The sequence below is a fragment of the Enterococcus sp. DIV0170 genome (assembly GCF_051710765.1).
Classification (GTDB): Bacteria; Bacillota; Bacilli; order Lactobacillales; family Enterococcaceae; genus Enterococcus_A; species Enterococcus_A raffinosus.
On record NZ_JBIOLG010000002.1, the window covers coordinates 985,272 to 1,006,767 of the forward strand.

The following is a 21,496-nucleotide window of genomic DNA, read 5'->3' on the forward strand; positions in this document are numbered from 1 at the left end:
AAAGAATCGCTCGCATTTCAACAATAAACAAGTAAGCGCTTTCACGAATTTTAAAAAAAGCTCTGCCCGAATATTGCCTTTTTTAAAATTTTTTTGTTATTGGTTAACAAACTAATGTAAGAGTTTCTCCATTTGATAGACCACTTGGACTCGCTGCTCAATCATGGAATCCGCATACGTGTCTAGCGTCAACCGTGTAGAAGTATGCCCCAACATCGCACTCACAGATAAGATATCGCTTTGTGCTTCCAAGCAACGTGTCGCAAATGTGTGGCGCAATTGATGAAAGTGAATGCCCTTGATCCCTGCTTGTTCACGCAACCGATGAAAGTGATACGTTAGCAAACGCGGTTCGATAGGATGATTCTTATGGGAAAAAACATACCGACTCTTCGCGTTTCTTTTTTGTTGAAGCAACAGCTTCCTTAGCTTTGACCCAAAAGGAATGATACGAACAGCCGCCTCTGTCTTAGCCGTGTCATAGAGTAGTTGTGTTTTTCGTTTCCCGACTGATAACGCGAGCCTTTGATAGGTGTGGCTCACTTGAATCACATTTCGCTCAAAATCAATATCCGACCAGCGTAAAGCGGCGATTTCCCCGATTCTTAAGCCTGTGTATAATGCTAAGTACGTTGGTAGCCCTCGTACTCCACCTTCCTTTAGAGCGGATTTTTCCAATCGCTGCTGCTCTTTTTTTGACAATGCTGGAATTTTTCTTTTCTTCTCCTTTGGCAATTGAATAAAAGTAAATGGATTTTCCTTCAAATACATCATTTTTATTGCTCGGTTCAAGCACTGACACACTATTTGTAGGATCACTTTCATCGTAGAGACCTTCAACCCCCGACGGCTCCACTGTTGGACCATTTCTTGACCATCCTTTGAGGTTAATTCATTTAACTGCTGACTTCCCAAAAAGGGAAAGACATACTTCGTTAATTTGTATTGGTAATTGGCAAATGTAGCAGGCTTGACGCTGGATTGGATTTGCAGCAGCCATTGATTCCCCCACTCCTGCAGTGGGATACACAGCTCTCCCTGTGTATTTTGAATGCTTTGATAGCGAACCTTCAATGGATAGAGCTTCATACGTACTTCTTGCAATGATCGACCATACACATAGCCATACTTTACTTGTCCATTAGCCTTACGACCTTTTCGATACCGACCTTCCCAACGACCATCCTTTCTTCGATAGATATTCTCTCCTCTGCGCATACGATTTCCCCTTTTCTTTGACGGCGAAATTGACGCTCTATATATAGGGTCTTTTCTCCGTTTTTTAATTGTTCATTGTATATACCGATACTTTTTATTTAGCAAAAAATGAACTTTAATAACTTTTCGCCAAAAAAACATTGAAATGTGACTTTAATTAACTTATAATTACGTCGACAGTTAAAAATAATCTGATTTTCGTTTTTTAAACTTAACTTTTTCACTTGGTTTTAACAATACTAAGAAATTTTTCATTATAATTATTACTTAGGTAAGTTTCAGCTTAAAAAGTATCTCCTCATATTTGAGGGGATACTTTTTATGTATTCATTGGTCCGTTTATTCTTACTAACGCTATGTATGTCTAGTAATATACCGTGTGAAAACTTATCGTTGGTTTACAAAATAATCGTAGATGTATATAGATAAAACTTTATTTTCGACAAATAAAAAAGGCATATCCGATGGATATACCAAAATAATGATGGTTTAATTTATAATTATTTATTAATCTGACCTTCTTCAGAAAAGCGAGCGTGCTATTCATACTATTGGGAACGGGTATAAAAAAAGAGACGCCGATTGTTACCGGCTGTCTCATACAAGATTATAAATTTTTGACTTCCCCATATGTCATGATCAATGAATGGTTTCCTAGGATTTTTTTCTCTTCAATTTTCAGCAAAAAATCCATACCCTAAGGTAAGCTTCTGTCCATTTCTTTTAACCGCTTTTTCTTAGAGAATTTCCGCTTATGGTCTTTCAAAACGAAATGGAGCGACGGGATAACCTACTTCATTAAAAAGAACTACATCGGGTGCATTCTCCCAAGCATAAGAAATTTTATGACTGCTTGAGGTTGTTTCAATGAAAATTTTGTTTTTCTCCAAAGTTAGCTTTTTAATGGATGTATCAAGTTCGAAAATTTGATGATCCTGCAATTCGAGTGAATTGGCGTATTCTACCTCAATACTGAGTCCCGTTTCACACCAATCAGCAATTTTTGCGACAGGCGCGCTAGGATAATATACCTTGTCTACTATCTCACCCACTCTTTGTCCCAAAAGAGCTTTTTCTTTCGGATGAATATCATCTACTTCACCACAATCAAGTCCTGTGATTAAAAAGAGACTGTCCAAATCTTGAATCGCTTGCGCTTGGGCCTGTCTCACAGTCGCCCAATCATGCTGAGGTTTATCCTGACACAAAGGAAGCTGGATGATATAGAAGGGAACTTGTTCCATTAAATCCTTGCGCCAGCGATGAATCAATCGATTAAGCAGGACGGAATAAAGATGTCCTTTAGCGGTGTCCTCTTCTCCCTGATACCAGATGACTGCTGAAAAGCTGAAGGGCGCAATTCGTTTAAACATTGTTTGATATAACCCTCCAGGCCGATTGAAGAGATAGGGATTTGCTGGTGGTGGCCAAGGAGAATGACCGATCTGTTGTTTAATTTCTCCTAAGGTCAACTCAGGATGCTCTCTTATCCACATAGCTCTTTTTTCCGAATACTGTTGATAGGATTGAATATATTCCTTGAATTCCTCGTCAAAGCTTTTTTTATTTCGACCCTCTATTGCTTTAGAAAAAGGACTCATGATCTCTTCATTCAGCACTGCTTCCTCCGTCAGATCTTCCTCGCTGATCCAACAACTAGCACTCGTCCCCCCTTTACTGCATACAACGATTCCAATAATTCGATCGGGATGATTCTTCTTATGCTCTTTCATTGAGTAATAAGCGATCGCTGATAGTTCACCCAAATTGTCAGAAGTCAGTTTTTGCCAGTTGCCATGTGCTTCTTCTATTTTGAGCTCATACTCAGGCGTATCTACTACGTGAAAAAAGATTTTTTCATCACTGATACTTGAGCGCTCTTCTAAAAAATGCTTTTCCTCTGCCATTGTATATTGCATATTTGATTGCCCGGCGAAGAGAAATACGTCCCCATATTGCACTGAAAATTCTTTTGATTCTTCTTCTGCAATAATTCGTATCCTCATAGAGGTTCCATAATCTTGCGGAGGTAAGATAAATGAAAACTCACCTTTGTGATTGCTCCGTCCTTCCAAAATCAAGGTGTCTGCAATTAGCTTGATTGTCTGATTTGGTAATGTTCTGCCACCAACAATATGATTCTTTTCTGCTTGAAAAACCGCATTGTCAGTAACTAATGGATTCATTTTTAACATAGTTCTCAATTCCTTTTTATTTAAAATTATAATGATGGATTGTTTTTCTTAGCAATACGTTTTCTATTGTTTCTGTCAAGTCGGGTTGAAACATGTTTCTACATCTATATTCAGTTTGAAATTTGTTACTTTTATTGTTACGATAGTTTTAGGAAGACGAAGAAAGGCGGTACAATCAATGCAAAACATTGAAGAAGCAATCACGATTCACTATACTAAGATGTCAAAAACAGATAAAAAGATTTTTGAAAATATCATGGCGGACCCGCCAAAATTTGTCGGACTCTCTATTCACGATATGGCGAATCGCTTTGATGTTAGTTCACCAACAGTTTTACGAGCAATCAAAAAAATCGGTTATAGCGGATATCCTGAATTTAAGTTAGCCTTGGATGCATTTGTAACAGAGAAAAAGCAGGAAGAAACGCCTGTTAAACATTCCTTATTTCAAGAAATTATTGGTACCTATGAACGCTCCTTTGCCAAATTAAAAAAAGAAAATATGGAGAAGGACCTTATTGAGGTCGTCGAGTGGATGATGGATTCACAGGATGTAAAATGTGTGGGCTTTGATAATACTGGTTTGGCCGCACAACAACTCGTTTATTCATTATACTCTCAAGGCGTTTTCTATGAAGCGATCACTACAGAGACACAGATGCATTATTTGAGTCAAACGATAAAAAAAGATTGGGTCTACATCATTTACTCTGTAACAGGCATGGCTCTCTACAGTGAGTTAATAGAAGCCGCAAATTCGGCGGGAGCAAAAACTATCCTAATCACAATGAATAAAGACGCTGAAATTGCTGATCAAGCAACGAAAACCTTTGTTTTACCAGCCGCTTCAACTTACTTAAGAGATGACGGTTCTTTGAGACAATTAGATGTTCGCTTTGAGCTATTTCTATTTTCTGAAATCATCTCTTACTATTATAATTGGGTAAGCGACCAACGAGAACAAATGATGGATTAGAAAAGACCGTAAAAAACGCGAATTTGTTTTTTACGGTCTTTATTGAAGAAAATCCAACGAATTCTTTTAAACAATTTTTCTTATTCGTTTACTTGAATAGCTGCTAATTCTTCGCCCCTTTTTCTGCATAACTCATATCATTGACTGATTCTACTCTCCATTTTCCGTCATGATAGATAGCTTTTGAAATACTTGCATTTTCTAACCCAGACATTGGAATTTTACTAGAGACACTCGCATCTAGTTCATTTAGCAGTGTCGCTAAAGTCATTCCGTGAGAAACAATTAAAATTGATTCATCGCCATTTTCACTTGCTTTGTTTACGATCTCCTTCAATGCTTCAGTAGAACGCTTCGCAACTGTTTCATAATCTTCAGCCGGCCAGTTACTATCTTCTTGAACATTTTCTTTGTCGATCTCCGCTAGATCATCTGAGAGTTCTTTAATGAACCCTGTATAGCCGCCACCTTCATTCGCTGCTTTTTTTGTATATTCATCTGCAGAAAGATTCTTTCTCTCGGCAATCGCTTTTACCGATTCTGCACCTGACGTGGCTTCAAAGGTACCGAAGTTGAACTCACGTAGACGTTTGTCCTTGAGAACCTTTTCATTTTGCCCTGCATTATCCATAATAATTTCGGCTGTTTCAATAGCACGTCCGCTGTCGCTGCTATATACTTTGTCGAACTTAATAGTATCCCCAATCCCTTTGCCAACATCCTCCGCCACTTCAATGCCTGCTGGTGTTAATGGCGAGTCACTCCACCCTTGTGATCTTCCAGTTGTATTCAACATTGTTTTTCCGTGTCGGGTGAAATAAACCGTGACTTCTTCCCTCTCTGTTGATGGTACCTCAGTAGAACCCGTACTTTCTCCACTAGACGAACAACCGGACAGTATCCCTATGGATAATAGACCAATAATAATTTTTTTGGCTAGATTCATTCGTTTCTCCTTTCACAGCTACAGTGTTTCCCCATTACTCTCAATTACTTGCTTAAACCAATTGAAGCTTTTCTTTTTGTATCGCTTTAAGTCCATTAGATCTGTTTCATCGCGATTTACATAAATAAAGCCATAGCGTTTCTTCATTTCTCCTTGTGAGCTGAGGATATCGATAGGTCCCCAGGTAAGAAAGCCCATCAAATCAACGCCGTCCTCAGCGACTGCCAATTTCAGCTGTTCAACATGATCCCGCAAATAATCAATTCGATAATCATCTGCAACAGTTAGATCGTCATTCAAGCTTTCTTTGACTCCAATCCCACACTCCACTGTGAATACGGGTATTTTGTAACGATCATACAGTTCCTTTGCCGCTAATCGTAATCCCTTTGGATCAATGATCCAACCCCATTCACTCACACCCAAAAACTCATTTTTCGGTTGTGTACCATCTAGAAAAGAATCTAAAAAAGAATTAACGGTAATATCTGCACCTGTTTTAGCCATTGCGCTTTGATAATAGCTAAATGGTAAAAAGTCTACCACTCCTTCTTTTAGATACTGTTTATCTCCAGCAGTGATTTCTGGCATAATCCCATTTTTCTCCCAATCATGAAGCAAATCTTGCGGGTATTCCCCATAAACAAAAACATCCGTTGATTGATAGGTCATTCTACGATTTGCAATTTGTGCACTCAAGATCGCATCAGGATTACAGGTTTCTGGATAGAATGGAGAGAAGGCGACCATCCCCCCTACCTTTGCATGAGGGGCAAACGCTTTGACTAAGTGCTTCACTGATGCTGAAGCCAAGAATGAATGATGCTGCGCCTGTGCTTCATACTTCGCCAATTCTTTAGGGTCAATACCCGCTGGTAATAGATCGCTCGTCAATGTATAGGCGACATTTTGCTCATTGATGGGGATATAGTAATTCACTTTTTTACCAAAATGTTTGATAACGACTTCCGCATATTCCTGATAAGCTTCTAAAACTTTTCTCGATTGCCAGCCCCCATATTTTTCAGCCAACGCATCTGGCAGGTCAAAATGATACAAACAAACGATCGGTTCAATCTGATGAGCGAGCAATTCATCGATCACGCGCTCATAGAAGTCCAAGCCTGCTTGATTTACCTTTCCTTCACCATCAGGTAAAATGCGCGCCCAGCTTATTGAAAAGCGATACGAATTGAAGCCCATTTCAGCAAATAGTGCGATGTCTTCTTTATAGTGATGATAAAAGTCTATGCCGTTTTCCCAATCAGATGACGTTTTTGCATACGTTCGTTTCTTTTTTGTATCGTATACAGTGAGACCTTTTCCATCCTCATCCCAAGCACCTTCAGTCTGCATACTTGAGACAGAGCCTCCCCACATAAAATTCTCTTTAAATGTAGTCATAATCATTCTCCTCAATTTCGAATACAATTTGTTCCTATCGGTTAAGCAACTTCTTCATCCTCTTTCCAGAAGAAATAGACAAGACCAAAAGATAGAACAAGAGTGACGATAATTCCAATCACTAATCCATAAAATCCTTGATCGATTCCATTTGGCCCGATGACACTTGGCAGCAAGAAGATTCCTGCGATCAGCGCATAGCCTTTTGTCCCCATCAAACCAACAATCAATCCGCCGACAACAGCACTAACACATCCTAGAATAAATGGTCTTCTTCTAGGTAAATTAATTCCATAAATCGCTGGCTCTGTAACTCCAAAAATCCCAGAGATAAACGCTGGGTAGGTCAGCGCCTTCAATTTCTTATCCTTCGTTTTCAACATAACTGCCAAAACTGCTCCAACCTGACCAAATATCCCGATGGTCGTCGCTGGAATCGTCATATCATAGCCGAGGACCGCCAAATTATTCAACGTGATCGGAACGATCCCCCAATGGATTCCAAAGATCGTACAAATCTGCATCACACCTGCTAATACAGCAGAAGTAACGACTGGGCTCAGGTTATACAAAGCTTGTGTTCCTGCGCCAAAGAGCTGTGAAGCCCATGTTGCGATCGGTCCAATAATGATGAAAGTTAATGGAATGACGATCAACAGTGTTCCAGCAGGTACGAAGAAGGATTTCACAACATCAGGGACCATTTTTTTCAGTCTACCTTCCACTTTAGCAGCAATCCAAGTAGCGATAATAATCGGAATAACACTTGACGCATAGCTCATCAAGATGACTGGTATACCTAAGAAGGTCAAATGAACAGGCGATTCAATTATTGTTCCAGAAAATAAAGTATAAAGTGGTTTTTCCGCCATGATTCCAGCGAGTGTCGGATAAACCATTGATGTCCCAATCGCCATACCAATAAGAACATTTCCCTTAAATTTTTGTGCTGCTGTATAGCCTAAGAACACTGGGAAAAAATAAAAGAAACAATCTCCGATAACCGTTAGAATCTGATAGGTTCCAGAAGTCATGGTTAATAACCCAGTCGCTACAAATACCGTACTTAATCCCTTGATCATCCCAGTTGCAGCTAAAATACCTAAGGTTGGGGTAAACACGCCCGAAACTAGATCAATGAAACGGTCGAAAATCGAGGCGTTCTTGTTTTCTTTTTTTGTATCGTCGACACTTTTTTCTTCATTAATAGTAAAAATGGTGTTGATATCGTTATAAACATCGCCAACAGAATTTCCAATAACCACTTGATATTGTCCACCGCTTTGAACCACAGATACTACTCCATCAGTACGTTTTAAGATACCCGTATTCGCTTTCCCTTCATCCTTTAATTTGAATCGAAGGCGAGTCATACAATGACTCAGGTCAATAACGTTCTCTTTTCCCCCAACATTTTGCACGATCGTACGTGCCAATTCTTCATATTTCATTGTTCATTATCCTTTCCATATTTATCATTCAATTAGTTGAAAAATAAGTGCATTTACTTGTTTTCGTATACCTTTTACCGAACCTAAGCCGCCGACATAAACCCTTTTTCATCGAAAAACACTTTGCTCAGATGTAAACTCCTTTCGTCATTTTAGAAACTTATTACTTAATATCGAAAACACATGAAATATATTACATTTTCATGATAGCGGTTTCCAGATTGGTTGTCAATAGATTTTGAAATTTTTATCTGCATTAATCTCAAACATGTAATTAATTACAAACATCTAGAGGACTGGACTTCTTTCTTTATCAAAAAAAATACTATTCTAAAAAAGCTCTTCTAAACAAAAAAAGAGACGCCGATTTTTAGGCTGTCTCTCATGAAATCATTTTTTATTTTGAACCTATTCAGATTTTGACTGATCAATCGCCTCGCTATTCATTAAGCGATTGATATGGACGGTCAAATAAGCGACCTCTTCTTTTGTAATCGGTGTTTTGTGCAGCAGCTCGACATAGTCCTTCGCTGTAAAGGCAATCGTGAGTGCCTTGGGGTAAAGTGTCGCTATCTGTTCAAAAAAGGATCGGTCCTCCTCCACCAGCATTTTCTCTTCAAAATAGCGTTCCACAAAAAATTTTAAATGGGTTAAGAATCGCTGGTAATGAATATCGCTTTTATCAAATTCAATCCCTAGCTCATACCGAACAATGTCTGAAATACCCGAAACTAACTTCGCATACTCCATCCCTTTACGATTGGTGTAATCACTGCTTTGGGCATTAATGATATGGAAGGCAATGTTCGCTGCTTCCTCTTCTGGCAAGACTACGCCTAATCGCTTTTTCAAGACTTTTAACGCATAGGTTCCTACTTCAAACTCTTTTGGGTAATAGTTTTTTATTTCCCAGAACACACGATTCATAATTTGCACATCATTTTTTTGGCGTTCGATCGCAAAGTTTAAGTGATCACTCAAGGTGAAATAGACACTGGAATTCAGCTTACTATCCAAACCTTCTTCTGCCTTTTCCACAATGCTTTGGGTGATTTCTAAAAAGATTGGCGGGATGGATTCCAGCAGCTTCACATATTCCTGTATTTGAGAATTTTCTACCGGAATAAAGACTTTATTAATCACATCTTGTTCTACCTGTTGGCCGATTTTTCTTCCATAACCAATCCCTTTTCCAAAAAAGACATATTCTTGGTGTTCTTCATCTTCAGCCAAAATCGTATTTGCATTCAATACTTTTTTGATTTTCATACCGAAGCTCCTATCCTAACTCTTCACCATTTGTTTCAATAACCTTCTTGTACCAATAAAAAGAATCTTTTTTGTATCGTTCTTGAGTCCCGTTCCCTAGATCATCTTGATCCACATAGATATAGCCATATCTTTTACTGATTTGAGAAGTTGAGGCACTGACTAGATCAATCGGCGCCCAGCTTGTGTAGCCAAATAGATCGACACCCAGCTCGACAGCTTCCTTCATTTGTTGGATATGCTGCTTAAGATAGCTAATACGATAGTCATCATGCACCTTCTTATCCTCTGTCAGTTCATCCTTGGCACCCATGCCGTTTTCAACAATAATCAATGGCACTCGATAACGATCGTAAAGTTCAAGTAGAGAGATTTTTAATCCTATTGGATCAATTTGCCAGCCCCAATCCGTCGAAGGAAGGTATGGATTTTTCACACCCATGACCGTATTTCCGGCTGCTCGTTCTTTTGAAGTATCTGCTGACTCTGTTCGGGACATATAGTAACTAAAGGCTAAATAATCGGCGGTATTTTCTTTTAAGAGTTTATCATCATTTGGTTCTTTTTTGAGTTCAATTCCTTTAATTTCTAAATATTTCTTGTATAACGGTGGGTATTCGCCTAATACTTGAATATCCGCATGAGAATGATTGTCTAAATTGCTATTTAAGGACAATAACACATCCTCTGGATTACACGTATTAGGATATGTCGTCAATTTTGTCAGCATACAGCCCATTTGACTGCCTGGAATAAGCTCATGACATTTCTTAGTAGCAATAGCCGCCGCTACATATTGATGATGTAAAGCCTGATAGATCGCCTCTTCATAAGAATAACCCTCACACTTATCCTCCACGATTCCCGCTGTGGTGAATGGATGTCTTCCCACACTATCTACTTCATTGAAGGTCAACCAATACTTGACATACTCACCGAATTCTTTAAAGCAGACTTCCGAAAATTTCACGAATAGCTCTACCAGCTTGCGGTCTACCCAGCCATTGTATTTGTCCGATAATTCCAAAGGCATTTCATAATGAGACAGCGTAACAATCGGTTCAATCTTGTATTTCTTTAGCTGTTCAAAGACTTTCTTATAATAATCAATGCCCAGCTGATTTGGTTTTTCTTCTTCACCCGTGGGGAAAAGTCTTGTCCAAGCAATTGATAACCGTAATGTTCTAAAGCCCATCTCCGCGAAAAGCTCGATATCTTCCTCATATCTATGATAGAAGTCGATTCCTCTTCTTTTAGGGTAGTATTCTGTCGTTTTATCGCTTTTGGCCTTTTCGATAATTGCTGTCGTAATCGTATGGTGCGCCGAATAGTCTTTCACATCTACTTTTGGCTTATAGCTTGCTACATCCGCCACAGACAGCCCTTTGCCATCGACATCCCAAGCTCCCTCGACTTGATTGGCCGCAATCGCGCCGCCCCACAAAAAATTTTCCTTAAAACTCATTAATTCTCCATCCCCAATCTATCAATCGCAAATAAAGGTAATTCCTTACTTACTTCTTCTTGTTCACTGATTTTTAGTTTTACATTTTTCGGATTTGTGACAATAATCATCGTGGTCGGATCAAATCCTGACTCGATAATTTTTTCTAACTCAAAGGAAAGCAACAGGTCGCCTTGACTAACTTTCTGCCCTTCTTGAACATAGCTCGTGAAGTATTTTCCTTCCAGGTTCACTGTATCAATGCCGATATGGAAGAGAATTTCCACCCCATCCGCTGTTTTCAACCCTAATGCATGCTTTGTGCTGTACACCATTTCAATGACTCCATCGATAGGAGCGAATAGCTCGCCTTTAGAAGGAACGATCGCCACACCGTCACCCAACATCTTGCTAGAAAAAACGTCATCCTTCACCTCTGATAAAGGCAAGACTTTACCAGCCAATGGTGCGTTAAAAACGAGTTCATTTTCATTTTTTTCAACGTTTTCTTCTTCCAAATCACTTACTGGCTCTTTCCATAAAACAAAGGCTGCGATAAAAGATGCCGCAAATGAGACGACTAATCCGATCACCGCATTCATTAAGTTTCTAGGAAGCTCATCGGATATGAACATTGACAAACTGGCAAGACCAGGTCCAACCGCTACATACGCTTCTACGCCAAGTATGCCGACTGTCGCTCCGCCGATCAGACTTCCTAGCATAACACTGTATAAGACGCGTTTGTGTAAGATCGTTACCCCGTATAGCGCAGGTTCTGTGATTCCAAATAGGGCAGAAATAGCTGCCGATACTGCCGTAGCTTTCATTTCTTTATCTTTAGAACGGAGTGTCACTGCAAAGCAGGCACCAGATTCTGCAATGTTATGCGCCAATGATGCCGCATTATAGATCAATTCTTTCCCTGTTTCTCCAAGAGAAGTAATCACATATGGGATCATCGCTTTATGCATCCCTGTGACTACCATGAATGGTAAGAATGCCGCCAGTAAGGCAACGGCAATCCAGCCAAAACGAGCAAAGACAGCCATGATAACACTTGCGAAGCCTTGACCAAAGGTATAGCCGATTGGTCCAAGAATGAATAATGTTAATGGAACAACAATAACAAGTGACATCATCGGAACAAAGAAGCTTCTGATCACTTTTGGACTGATCTTCGTAAAGAAGCGTTCAAGATACGCATAAGAAATCGTACATAAAATAGCTGGGAACACTTGATACGCGTAATTGATATTTTGCAGGGACAATCCGAACAAGCTTGTTCCTTCTGTTAACATGGTGGTCAGACCCGGAATCAATAAACCACCAATCGCTGAAACAGCGACTAAATTGTTCACCTTCATTTTATTGGCAGTCGTAATCGCAACTAGCATGGGTAAGAAGTACAGCGGCGCATCTCCCACAAAAGTAAGAATCTGATAGGTTGATGTTGTTTTATCTAATACACCGACTAGATTCAAGAGCATCAATACTGATTTCAAGATCCCTCCACCGGCAATAGCTGGAATCAATGGTTGGAAAATACTGATGACAAAGTCGAGAACAACAGCTGAAGGCTTCTGATTTTTCTTTTCTTCTGTTGTTGACGTTTTCCCTTTGATCATCTCTTGCAGCTCATTATAAACTTCAATCACGGCATTACCGATGATAATCTGCGTTTGAGCTGTCTGGTTTACTCCAAGCACCCCTGGAATTTTTTTGATTTTTTCTACATCAACCAGTTCATCCTTCACTATAGTGAATCTCAATCGTGTAGAGCAATGCTCCAAATGAGAAATATTCGACGGGCCACCAACCGCGTCCAGGATCTCAACCGCTACTTTTTTTTCATCCATTTTAACAACCTCCTGATTTTTTTAATAAAAAAAACCGAACTAGACCTCCAACAATTTGTTTGGAAATCCAATTCGGTTATGCCTGTAATCAAATACAGTTACATGCCTTTTATTAAGTTGCCTAATTATAAACACAGAAAAATGAAACCGTCAACATTTTTTTGGAACTTTTTTTAGTCGAAGCATCGATAGTACGCAAACAGCCCTTCAATAAAGGCCTCTTCCACTAAATCCATAGGAATATCCTTACGAAAAACACTCAACACTAGCAGTAAAGCAACAAAAAAAAGAGACGCCAATATCTATCAGCTATCTCGCATAAAATTATATTTTTTTGTGTATCTATGAACCGATGACCAATAAAACCTATCCTATGTTAATAGCTCCCCCTTGTGCTAAGCCTTGACTAAGTAATCCTTGTCAAACACCCCTTGTGTCAACATGTAGCCGCTCCCCCAAATTGTCTGCAGCATCTCTGGGTCGAATCCTGCGATCTGCAGCTTCATCTTGATCCGCTTTATCAAGACAGAAGTTTGCGAAAGATGCGAATTATTCGGTGCCTCGTTCCAGAGACGTGCGCATAATTCTTCTCTTGAGACCACGCCGCCTTTTGAACGAATCAGACAATCCAGCATGGTCTGTTCTCGCTTAGTCAGGCTCTTTTTCAATTGCAGAAGGTTGCCGCTTGGCATGGCTTGCTCGTTCTTATAGAGAAACACGATGTTCGTTTCATCCTTTTGATACGGTGCCAGCTTCTCTGACAGCTGCTCGCGTAAGAGATCAATCGACTGATTGCCAGACAACCAATCCACCACACCCAATTTCTTTAGATGCTCTTCTTCACTTGCGGAGGGCTTATTGCCAGATTTTCGCAGCAACGCCCGTTTGTCCGACTTTAAGATCGGCAACAGCTCACGAATTTCAGAATCCGCCAGCGTCTCACTCAAGATGACCGCCTGATAATTCAACAGGTAGCCCTTCAAGGCTTCCTGCTTAGCTTCTGCCTGATAGACACTGGACTTTAAACATTCCAACAAGTCCACAGAACAAAAGACTTCGTAATTCAGGTGTTGGAGCTGCTGCTGCAGGGGTTGCTCAATGACTAAATTCTTGGTCAAAATCAAAATAGGTTTCATTCATCTGCCTCCTAAAACTATTTTTTAAAGGAAGTAAGTGGCAAATTCCACTTACTCCCCTCATTTTAATTTCCTAAAAAGTAATTCAACTGCGCTTGCCAATCAAGGTAAAGGAAGATCGCCGCACCGATCGCCACCAGCATGATGAACAACAAGCCGCAATCGACTAATAATACCATCGACTTCTTCCCATGCTCCAAGCGTAAGCGACTGTCCTTGATGAAGAACAACAAGAAGCTGATCAATCCCCCTAAGGCAATCGCGCCGAAGACTCCCAGCCATACTGGAATCGTCATTTATTATTCCCTCCTAAGGTGTGTCGTCTAGACTCCAAACCAAGTTTCCAGCATACATTCCAGTTTGGTTCGCTGGTACATCAAGCGTCACACTGCTCCAGTCTATTTCTGTTCTGAACAGACCTTGTGCATCATTCGGATTTGCAATGCTCCATAAATCAATCGCTGGCGCACCAGAATTTATGTTTACTGTTCCTGGTGATCCGGTAACACCCGTCGTATAATTTGACCAAGTCACACCATCATCGATGGAGTTTTGCAAATTGATGTCCATGGATAAAGTAGCCCAAGGTAAGAGAACACTTGGATTGTCACTGCGTTTTAATTGATCCAGTTTCGCTGTTAATTTCCAGCCTTTTGTGGTAATCGTATTATCTACTTCTACATGATTCTTTTGACTAGCCGCATCTAGGGTTGCTGTCTGCTGGAAAGGTTCATTCTTCAACATACCAAAATCAAATTTAGGCGCATCAATGAGTTCCATGCTCGCAGGTCCTAGTGGCGTTTTGAATGATTCAGAAGCTGACCATGCAGACCAACCGCCCTTGTTTTCTACTCGATACTGTACATAATAGTCGGTATCTGCCTTTAGCTTACTGATAGCAAAAATGCCCTTCGTACTTGATGTATCAATTGATTGACTGTCCAGCTGCGGCGTTGTACTACCATCAATTTCTTGCCACGTAGCATCATCCCGACTGATCCTAACTTGAACTTTATCCGGATGTGCTGGCGATGTACCTGTTGGTCCAATGCCATAAATACCTGAGATATTTGCATAGGCATTGTATTTCCCTGCTGGTGTTGGTAAAGAATCTACAATTGGTTGGTTCACTGTGTTTTTTGTATAAAATAGCCCAGCGTTTAAAGAATCTACATACGTACCAAGATCGTTTTTAAGTCCTACCTTCGCTTGATAGGCAGTCCCTGCTGTTAGACCACTAAGTGTTTCCCCCTTATACTCCCCATTAAGTATTTGATCATGTTGCAAATTACTAGTAACTAGTGTCCAAAGTGTTCCATTATCATTAGATATTTTAATCTGGCCTGTATTAGAATTTGACGCATCAATCGAAACATGTCCGGTATATGAGCCGGTATTCATAGTGATTTGATTCGTTGTTGCATTTACTTGATCAAACGTTGGTGTGGAAACACTTAAAGCTAATCCCCGAGTCGTAAATCCTGATGAAACAGCCCATGGAGACCACGCATTACTAGCATTTTTAACTCTATAACGAGTAAAATATTGTGTACTTGGAGCCAAACCAGAGATTGTATGCGTTACTGTTCTTGTCGAAGTATCAAAGCTGCTTGTAGACGGAACTGTTTCCCAACTATAATTTTTAAGTATTTGTACCTCTACAGAAGATGGATGGGCTGCTCTAGTACCAACTACATACTCCCCTGTTAACGTTGCTGAGGCATCATTACTGGTAGTAGGAACATTTCGAGATTTCAAAATAGAGGATTTTACACTATTGGGTGTATAAAACGTTCTCTGTCCGGATTCCCGCCAAACATCCAACCAATCAGGCAATAACATTTTCCCATAATACTCATTTCCAGCGGTCAAACCACTGACAGTTCTTGTAACATACTCACCACCAGAGAAGCCTACATCGCTTATATGATCTCCCCAAGATGAAGTTCCAAAAAGTTGAAGCTTTCCTCCTGTACTCCTAAAATTGAAGGAGGTGTCTCCTGTGTAGGTACCTTTGCTCATTACAACAGCATTAACAATTCCATCCGATGCCGTAAATGTAGGAGTAGAAATATATGTTAGTTCTTTTGCATTAGATTCCACAAAATCATAATGAATGTAAGACGATGCGTGTTCCCCATTGTCAATTTGATGATCACAAATAAGGTGTGCACCAACAGGGACTCCAGTTATTTCTACAACTGTGCTATTATAAGACCAAACAGTAGTTTTAGCGGTACTGACGTCAATTTTTTTTATTATTCGACGATTATTCGTCAGACTATTTAAGTACCCATGCTCTGCTGTACCAGTCTGATTTAGCTTACCTTTAGTCAAATCTCCATAAATTTGATTAGAGCTCCATCTAGTATTTGAAAATTGAATGTAATACGAATATGGTCTGCTATTTACCCCATTCTGCATCTCCTGATCAGTAATACTAGAATTTGCTGCCGTAAAAGAGTAGTAATTCCACCCTAACTTTACATACATAGTCACTTTTGTTTTACTGGTATACCTTGCACTAACAAGAGATGGATCATCAACAACAGCCTTCGATACATTGGTACTATAGTTATATTGTTCAGAAGTTGCGGGAGTTGCAATTGATAAGTCTTGGCCCGATAACGGCATAATCCCCAACCCTCGTTGAAAGGCCTCACGATACATCTCTTGCATCTTAGGAATTTGACTATTGTTTCCTAAGGTGTTTGGACTAGTTGTATGTACCGCTGGATCAATCATGATCGGTTCTTCTTGTGTAGATTCTCCTTCTGGTCCACTGCTCTCGACGGTACGGTCTTCGGTGGAATCAATAACTTCTTTAGTTGATTCCGTGGTCTCTTCTGGAACAACCTCTGTACTTTCTTGTTCCGTAGAAATTTTTTCCTCAGATTGTTGAGACTCTTCTTTTTCTACTTTGGTGACTGTACCGATCTCTAATGACGCTTTTTGGTTCTGCTCATCATTCGTTGCATACTTAATCGTATACTCCGCAGCTAATCGAAAACTTGCTTCGCCTGTTTTTTCTACTCCTTCTGAATAAGCAAAAGGAAATGCTGATTCGGTGACATTTATTCCATTGTCATCAATGGGAAAACGATGAACCTCTTCCCAACTGCCATCTTCTGCTCGACGTTGAAGAATCAATGCCGATAAGATTGTTTGGCTTTGGTTCTCTTCTTTTGATTCTGTTCCAGCAGAGACATCTCCTTGAATCGTTAAGCCATTTTCCAACTGCTTTTCTTGAAACACGATAGCTGGTATCGCAGAATCGTTTGTTGCTTCATCCAACAATTGCCGATCCTCAAAGGAAAGAGCTTTCTCTTCTTTTGGCTCAACTTCACTAGAAGTAGGCGCTGGATCAGGAATCGATGGCAGGCTTGGAGAGTCGCTCTCTTTCGTCGGTGAGTTCTCGGTTGTTGTGGTTGTTTTTACCTCTTCACTTGGCACTGTATCCGCAAAGACTGCTCCACTCATCACCATAGTATTGAGCAACAGATAACCCACAGTAATTAGGTTCAAAACCTGTTTCTTAGTTCGTTTCATTTCTGTTTCCTCCTTCCTTCGAATCCTCATCATCCTTGATTCGGAAGAATAGAAACAGCCAGAAACAAACCGCTAAACACAGAACACCTAGCCGATTTGCCCAATTCGTGTGAATCATCCCTGTTTTTGGCAAAGTGCCATATCGAGTAGGATAAGACTTATAGCCAGAAGTCAAAGGCAAAACATTTTCTTCTGGTAGAAACGGTACTTCCTTTGGCGCTGGTTGATTTCCCGCAAAGCCAATCCCAATATCTCCTGTTTGATTTTCTGACGCATAAGCAGATATCGGCAAGAATAAACTAACTATCACCAACAAAAAGAACCCCTTTTTATGCTTCACACTCCTCACTTCCTTTCATGCCAAGTTTGTTGCCGACGCTTCAAATAGACGGCCAAGCCAATTAGACTAAGCAACAGAATCCCTGCTGTCCAAGGAACCCATTGTGGAACGACTAACTTAAAGACGGTCTCTTCATTGATCTGATCTGCTCGCTCTTTTCCGACTTTGAAAGTTTCTTCCCACTTCCATGTCCGGCCATCTCCCTTGGCTTCCCCAGTAAATACATAGGTTCCTGCTTCAAAACGTTCCAAACCTAAAGGCAGTTCAAAGTTAAAATTCGAATTTGGTGCCACCGAGAAATTTTCCATTTGATGTTTTGCCAGAACTTCGGATTCCCCTTTTCGTGTGATCTGCCCGTTGATAGTCATTTCTTGCAAAACCTTTGGTTGATCATTTTGAATTTTCGCAGCAATTACCTTTCGCCCATTGGATAAATCCAAGCCCACTTTTTTCAAATGCAACTCCGAACCATGGTTGAATTGCTCTTCATCTTCAGTTAACATCAAGGCAATCACACGCGCATATTCTGGAGTCAATCCGCTTTTGTTTTTCTCGGATTCTTCCCCTTTGCGTACAAACCGCAAAGAACCTAGCTTTACACCAGAAAAGTTCTCTTTAGGCGGCGTAATTTCATACTCAACAATTTTTTCTTCAAAGTTCTTGACCGTGACTTCTTTGACATTGTCTTTGACTTTCACCAAACTAGTAATTGGATTCTGTAAGCTTTTATCCAGTTTTGGCTTTGGATTCGCATAATCAATCGCACCAACGGAACTGCTGACCGCATCATGAACTGCCACACTGATTGTCACTGGTTCTTTCTTTGTACTTTTTACCTTTACTTGAATTGTTTGTTTCTGTGCCGGCTCTACAGATAAATAATAATAGGTCTTGGTCTTATCTACCTGATTTTCAGGGATAATACTTTCTACTGTAAATCCCGCTGGATCTTGTTGTTTTTTTTCTGCATGACCAAGTATTGGGAATAAGAGACTCCCAATAATCAGCAGAAGCAAGCTACCTTTGATGATCTTCAAGCGCTTCGTCATGACATCCTCCTCCAATAAAAAAGGGAGAGGAGACTCCTCCTACCCCTCTTTGTCTTTCTATTAGATTGTGTCGTCCAATGACCAAGTTAATTTACCTGCATATTGTTTACCTGCTTCTGCGGCATTTGCAGGAACATCTAATTGAATATTAGCCATTTCTAACGCTGAGAACCCTTGATGTGTACCAACTCCACCGGTACCATCTTCCATAACTTTTACCGCTGTAGCACCTTGTGCTAATGTGAAGTTAGCTGCTGTAACAGCTGCAGAACCTGTTGGTGCAACAATTGAACCAGCTGCTTCAGGAGCATCTGTTCCTTGGTACCCTTGTTTAACAGAATCAAATTTTAATTGTGCGCCGGTTAATTGCGTTGCACCACTCATCAAGTTACTTAATCCCACACTTAATTCCCATTTATCTGTACCGCCGCCACGTGTATCATCAACAACCACATATTTTTTCAATCCTGATTGTTCATTGAAGGTCGTTCCTGCCGTACTGTTCGTCGTACCAAAATCCAACTTGATTGGCGCCCATTTAATTTGCAATGGTCCAGGATTGACACCGGGGCCATGATTAGTAAAACCAATCCCTACTTCAGAATCTTTACTGTCTACTGATGCGGCTAATGCCGTTCCTCCTGCCACAAACATGCCTAAAACGGTCGCGCTGGCTAACATGCCAGCTAATAATTTTTTCTTCATTTCTTTTCTCTCCCTCTTTTTTATTTTTTGAGATTTATATACCAAACAGCAAGGAGCCATTGATACCAAATAACTGAACTTTCTACTAAGAGAAATGGTAAACTTAGTCCATGTGTGTGATTTTCTAACAGTCAGAGGCTTTCCTGTTTTAATTAAAAATAAGGGGTTTTTATTTAGGAGCTTATTTTCAAGTGGATCGTGAGATGACGGCGACATTTGACGGCTTTGCGGTGAATGCAAAACTTAATTAAATAACAAAAGTGGAAATTTACGACTTATTAATCTTAATATTTTCTTAATAATTAAGCTGTTTTTAGAATAAATGTGCCCTCTTTTGTTCCTCAATTCATGGTAACGCTTACTTGGGATGGACAAAAAAAGTGCTTTCCCGAAAAAGAAAATTAACTTATTTTCATTAAACTTTATTTGATATTTAATAATTTCTAACCAGCAAGTGCCTCAATGGCGTAGACAGCTGTGACCCGTTCCTCCATCATGGAATCCGAATACACATCTAACGTCATTTTCGTGGAAGAGTGACCAAGCAACGCACTCACTGAGGCAATTCCAACATTGGCTTCTAAACAACGAGTCGCAAAGGTATGACGGAGTTGATGGAAATGAATGTTCTCCAGTTTGGCTCGCTTCCGAACTTGATGGAAATAATGCGTCAATAGTCGTGGCTCGCAACCTTTTCTTCCTATAGAAAAGACAAACTCGCAGGTTTTCTTTTTTTCTAGTCTCTTTAGTAGTTCCTGAACTTTTTGATTCATCGGAATAATTCGATGTGACGCTGCACTCTTCACGGAATCATAGCTTACTTTTGTCTTCTTTTCTTTGCTCGTTTGAATACGAGTACAGGTTTGATTCACCGTGAGAATCCCTCTAACGAAATCAACGTTCTCCCATCTCAACGCCGCCACCTCGCCAATCCGCATCCCTGTGTTCAGTGCTAAGGTTGCTGCTTGTGCTTTGTCATCGTTACACCTTTCAACGGCTTCCATTAAATTCCTCTGTTGTTCACGAGTTAACGCACGCACTTTTTGAACTCTTCTTTTTGGCAGGTGCACAGAATCACAAGGGTTTATGTACAACAGCCCTTGTTTTCGTGCGTCATTTAGCGTCTTTTTCAATAAACAAATAATGATCTGAATACTAGTTGGTGATAACTTATTTTCCGCAAACTGATCAACTGTTTCTTGAATTTTTTTTGTTGTCAATTGATATAAAGGAATGTCTCCCAAATAAGGAAGAAGATACCGTGACAATTTGTAGCTATAATTTGAAAACGTTGAGGCTTTAATTAATCGTTGAACGTCTTTTTTCCATTGAATAATCCATTCGTTGTAAGTCATCAAACTTTTTCCATATAACTCCATCATACGTTCCGCTTGTTTTTTTAAGGGGAACAGTTTTTCTTTGACTGTTTGGTAAGATTTCCCGTAGACATAGCCGTATTTTAGCCGACCATTGCTCTTTCTACCGATCGCATAGCGACCTTCCCAACGTCCGTCTTTTCGATAGTAGATGTTGTCTCCTTTTATTGTTTGGTTGTTCATAAAATAACCACTCTTTCTCTTAGATTTGACGAGCTTTTTTGACGGTCACTGAAATTGTTACTTTTCATTAAACTTTCTTGGAGATTTTCACCTTTTACTAATCCAAAAAGTTAAATTCAAACAATAACTTTTAAATTATTATTGCATTCTCCTTTATATTATTTTATAATTTGTAATGTAAAGTTAGTGACACGCAAATCTATGATGTTTTTTTCTGGTTATTTGTCAGATTTCTTATTTTTAATTAAAACAGGAAAACTGAATATTAATATTTTTGCGATTTTCGCTTGTTTTTTATTTTTTTCACAGAACTATTTCAACCACCAAAGAAGTCTATTTCTTTGGGGATTTTTTGTGTGTTTTTTTCACCTTCTGCTCTCTCCCATCAGACAAGAT

The 21,496-nt window shown here is 39.8% G+C and carries 16 protein-coding genes; 1 reads left to right on the top strand and 15 read right to left on the bottom strand.

The window, feature by feature from the left end; genetic code table 11:
• Positions 1 to 111 precede the first annotated feature (111 nt).
• Both IGI50_RS20245 and IGI50_RS20250 read right to left on the bottom strand, forming a co-directional pair.
• A complete protein-coding gene (locus IGI50_RS20245) occupies positions 112 to 1,218 on the bottom strand; it encodes a tyrosine-type recombinase/integrase (protein ID WP_438778317.1) in 1,107 nt (368 codons plus the stop codon).
• A gap of 752 nt (positions 1,219 to 1,970) precedes the next feature.
• Positions 1,971 to 3,413: a sialate O-acetylesterase gene (locus IGI50_RS20250; RefSeq protein WP_438778318.1), complete on the bottom strand. Its 1,443-nt coding sequence runs from the start codon at positions 3,411 to 3,413 to the stop codon at positions 1,971 to 1,973.
• A 178-nt stretch (positions 3,414 to 3,591) separates the two neighbouring features.
• Between IGI50_RS20250 and IGI50_RS20255 the strand changes: the two genes are divergently transcribed.
• Entirely contained in the window at positions 3,592 to 4,389 is a 798-nt protein-coding gene (locus IGI50_RS20255; RefSeq protein ID WP_218257377.1) for a MurR/RpiR family transcriptional regulator, read from the top strand.
• 103 nt (positions 4,390 to 4,492) lie between these two features.
• Here IGI50_RS20255 and IGI50_RS20260 read toward each other — a convergent pair whose 3' ends face one another.
• From IGI50_RS20260 to IGI50_RS20320, 13 genes are all read right to left on the bottom strand, one after another.
• On the bottom strand, positions 4,493 to 5,335 hold the full coding sequence (locus tag IGI50_RS20260) for a histidine phosphatase family protein (RefSeq protein ID WP_438778319.1): 843 nt from the start codon (positions 5,333 to 5,335) through the stop codon (positions 4,493 to 4,495).
• A gap of 18 nt (positions 5,336 to 5,353) precedes the next feature.
• Positions 5,354 to 6,739 carry a glycoside hydrolase family 1 protein gene (locus IGI50_RS20265; protein WP_438778320.1) on the bottom strand — a complete coding sequence of 462 codons (1,386 nt, stop codon included), beginning with the start codon at positions 6,737 to 6,739 and terminating at the stop codon, positions 5,354 to 5,356.
• A gap of 41 nt (positions 6,740 to 6,780) precedes the next feature.
• Complete coding sequence (locus IGI50_RS20270; protein ID WP_438778321.1) at positions 6,781 to 8,190, bottom strand: PTS transporter subunit EIIC; 1,410 nt, start codon at positions 8,188 to 8,190, stop codon at positions 6,781 to 6,783.
• A 408-nt stretch (positions 8,191 to 8,598) separates the two neighbouring features.
• Positions 8,599 to 9,459: a PRD domain-containing protein gene (locus IGI50_RS20275; protein ID WP_438778322.1), complete on the bottom strand. Its 861-nt coding sequence runs from the start codon at positions 9,457 to 9,459 to the stop codon at positions 8,599 to 8,601.
• A gap of 10 nt (positions 9,460 to 9,469) precedes the next feature.
• Entirely contained in the window at positions 9,470 to 10,924 is a 1,455-nt protein-coding gene (locus IGI50_RS20280) for a glycoside hydrolase family 1 protein (protein WP_438778323.1), read from the bottom strand.
• A complete protein-coding gene (locus tag IGI50_RS20285; RefSeq protein ID WP_438778324.1) occupies positions 10,924 to 12,762 on the bottom strand; it encodes a beta-glucoside-specific PTS transporter subunit IIABC in 1,839 nt (612 codons plus the stop codon). The genes IGI50_RS20280 and IGI50_RS20285 overlap by 1 nt, the downstream gene beginning before the upstream one ends.
• A 395-nt stretch (positions 12,763 to 13,157) precedes the next feature.
• Positions 13,158 to 13,898 carry a winged helix-turn-helix domain-containing protein gene (locus IGI50_RS20290; RefSeq protein WP_218257381.1) on the bottom strand — a complete coding sequence of 247 codons (741 nt, stop codon included), beginning with the start codon at positions 13,896 to 13,898 and terminating at the stop codon, positions 13,158 to 13,160.
• 65 nt (positions 13,899 to 13,963) lie between these two features.
• Positions 13,964 to 14,194: a hypothetical protein gene (locus IGI50_RS20295; protein WP_438778325.1), complete on the bottom strand. Its 231-nt coding sequence runs from the start codon at positions 14,192 to 14,194 to the stop codon at positions 13,964 to 13,966.
• 13 nt (positions 14,195 to 14,207) lie between these two features.
• On the bottom strand, positions 14,208 to 17,447 hold the full coding sequence (locus IGI50_RS20300) for a hypothetical protein (protein WP_438778326.1): 3,240 nt from the start codon (positions 17,445 to 17,447) through the stop codon (positions 14,208 to 14,210).
• Positions 17,434 to 17,787, bottom strand: a complete 354-nt coding sequence (locus IGI50_RS20305; RefSeq protein WP_438778327.1) for an LPXTG cell wall anchor domain-containing protein — start codon at positions 17,785 to 17,787, stop codon at positions 17,434 to 17,436. Before IGI50_RS20305 ends, IGI50_RS20300 begins: the two co-directional genes overlap by 14 nt.
• 5 nt (positions 17,788 to 17,792) lie before the next feature.
• On the bottom strand, positions 17,793 to 18,836 hold the full coding sequence (locus tag IGI50_RS20310; protein WP_438778328.1) for a DUF916 and DUF3324 domain-containing protein: 1,044 nt from the start codon (positions 18,834 to 18,836) through the stop codon (positions 17,793 to 17,795).
• Between the two features lie 60 nt (positions 18,837 to 18,896).
• Positions 18,897 to 19,541 carry a WxL domain-containing protein gene (locus tag IGI50_RS20315; protein ID WP_438778329.1) on the bottom strand — a complete coding sequence of 215 codons (645 nt, stop codon included), beginning with the start codon at positions 19,539 to 19,541 and terminating at the stop codon, positions 18,897 to 18,899.
• Between the two features lie 443 nt (positions 19,542 to 19,984).
• Positions 19,985 to 21,100: a tyrosine-type recombinase/integrase gene (locus IGI50_RS20320; protein WP_438778330.1), complete on the bottom strand. Its 1,116-nt coding sequence runs from the start codon at positions 21,098 to 21,100 to the stop codon at positions 19,985 to 19,987.
• Between the last annotated feature and the right edge of the window lie 396 nt (positions 21,101 to 21,496).

Bases quoted from the DNA above. Each gene is read 5' to 3' on its own strand.
- IGI50_RS20245 (WP_438778317.1), bottom strand. From the start codon at position 1,218: ATGCGCAGAGGAGAGAATATCTATCGAAGAAAGGATGGTCGTTGGGAA.
- IGI50_RS20295 (WP_438778325.1), bottom strand. From the start codon at position 14,194: ATGACGATTCCAGTATGGCTGGGAGTCTTCGGCGCGATTGCCTTAGGG.
- IGI50_RS20270 (WP_438778321.1), bottom strand. From the start codon at position 8,190: ATGAAATATGAAGAATTGGCACGTACGATCGTGCAAAATGTTGGGGGA.
- IGI50_RS20255 (WP_218257377.1), top strand. From the start codon at position 3,592: ATGCAAAACATTGAAGAAGCAATCACGATTCACTATACTAAGATGTCA.
- IGI50_RS20320 (WP_438778330.1), bottom strand. From the start codon at position 21,100: ATGAACAACCAAACAATAAAAGGAGACAACATCTACTATCGAAAAGAC.
- IGI50_RS20265 (WP_438778320.1), bottom strand. From the start codon at position 6,739: ATGACTACATTTAAAGAGAATTTTATGTGGGGAGGCTCTGTCTCAAGT.
- IGI50_RS20280 (WP_438778323.1), bottom strand. From the start codon at position 10,924: ATGAGTTTTAAGGAAAATTTTTTGTGGGGCGGCGCGATTGCGGCCAAT.
- IGI50_RS20310 (WP_438778328.1), bottom strand. From the start codon at position 18,836: ATGACGAAGCGCTTGAAGATCATCAAAGGTAGCTTGCTTCTGCTGATT.
- IGI50_RS20300 (WP_438778326.1), bottom strand. From the start codon at position 17,447: ATGAAACGAACTAAGAAACAGGTTTTGAACCTAATTACTGTGGGTTAT.
- IGI50_RS20290 (WP_218257381.1), bottom strand. From the start codon at position 13,898: ATGAAACCTATTTTGATTTTGACCAAGAATTTAGTCATTGAGCAACCC.
- IGI50_RS20315 (WP_438778329.1), bottom strand. From the start codon at position 19,541: ATGAAGAAAAAATTATTAGCTGGCATGTTAGCCAGCGCGACCGTTTTA.
- IGI50_RS20285 (WP_438778324.1), bottom strand. From the start codon at position 12,762: ATGGATGAAAAAAAAGTAGCGGTTGAGATCCTGGACGCGGTTGGTGGC.
- IGI50_RS20250 (WP_438778318.1), bottom strand. From the start codon at position 3,413: ATGTTAAAAATGAATCCATTAGTTACTGACAATGCGGTTTTTCAAGCA.
- IGI50_RS20275 (WP_438778322.1), bottom strand. From the start codon at position 9,459: ATGAAAATCAAAAAAGTATTGAATGCAAATACGATTTTGGCTGAAGAT.
- IGI50_RS20260 (WP_438778319.1), bottom strand. From the start codon at position 5,335: ATGAATCTAGCCAAAAAAATTATTATTGGTCTATTATCCATAGGGATA.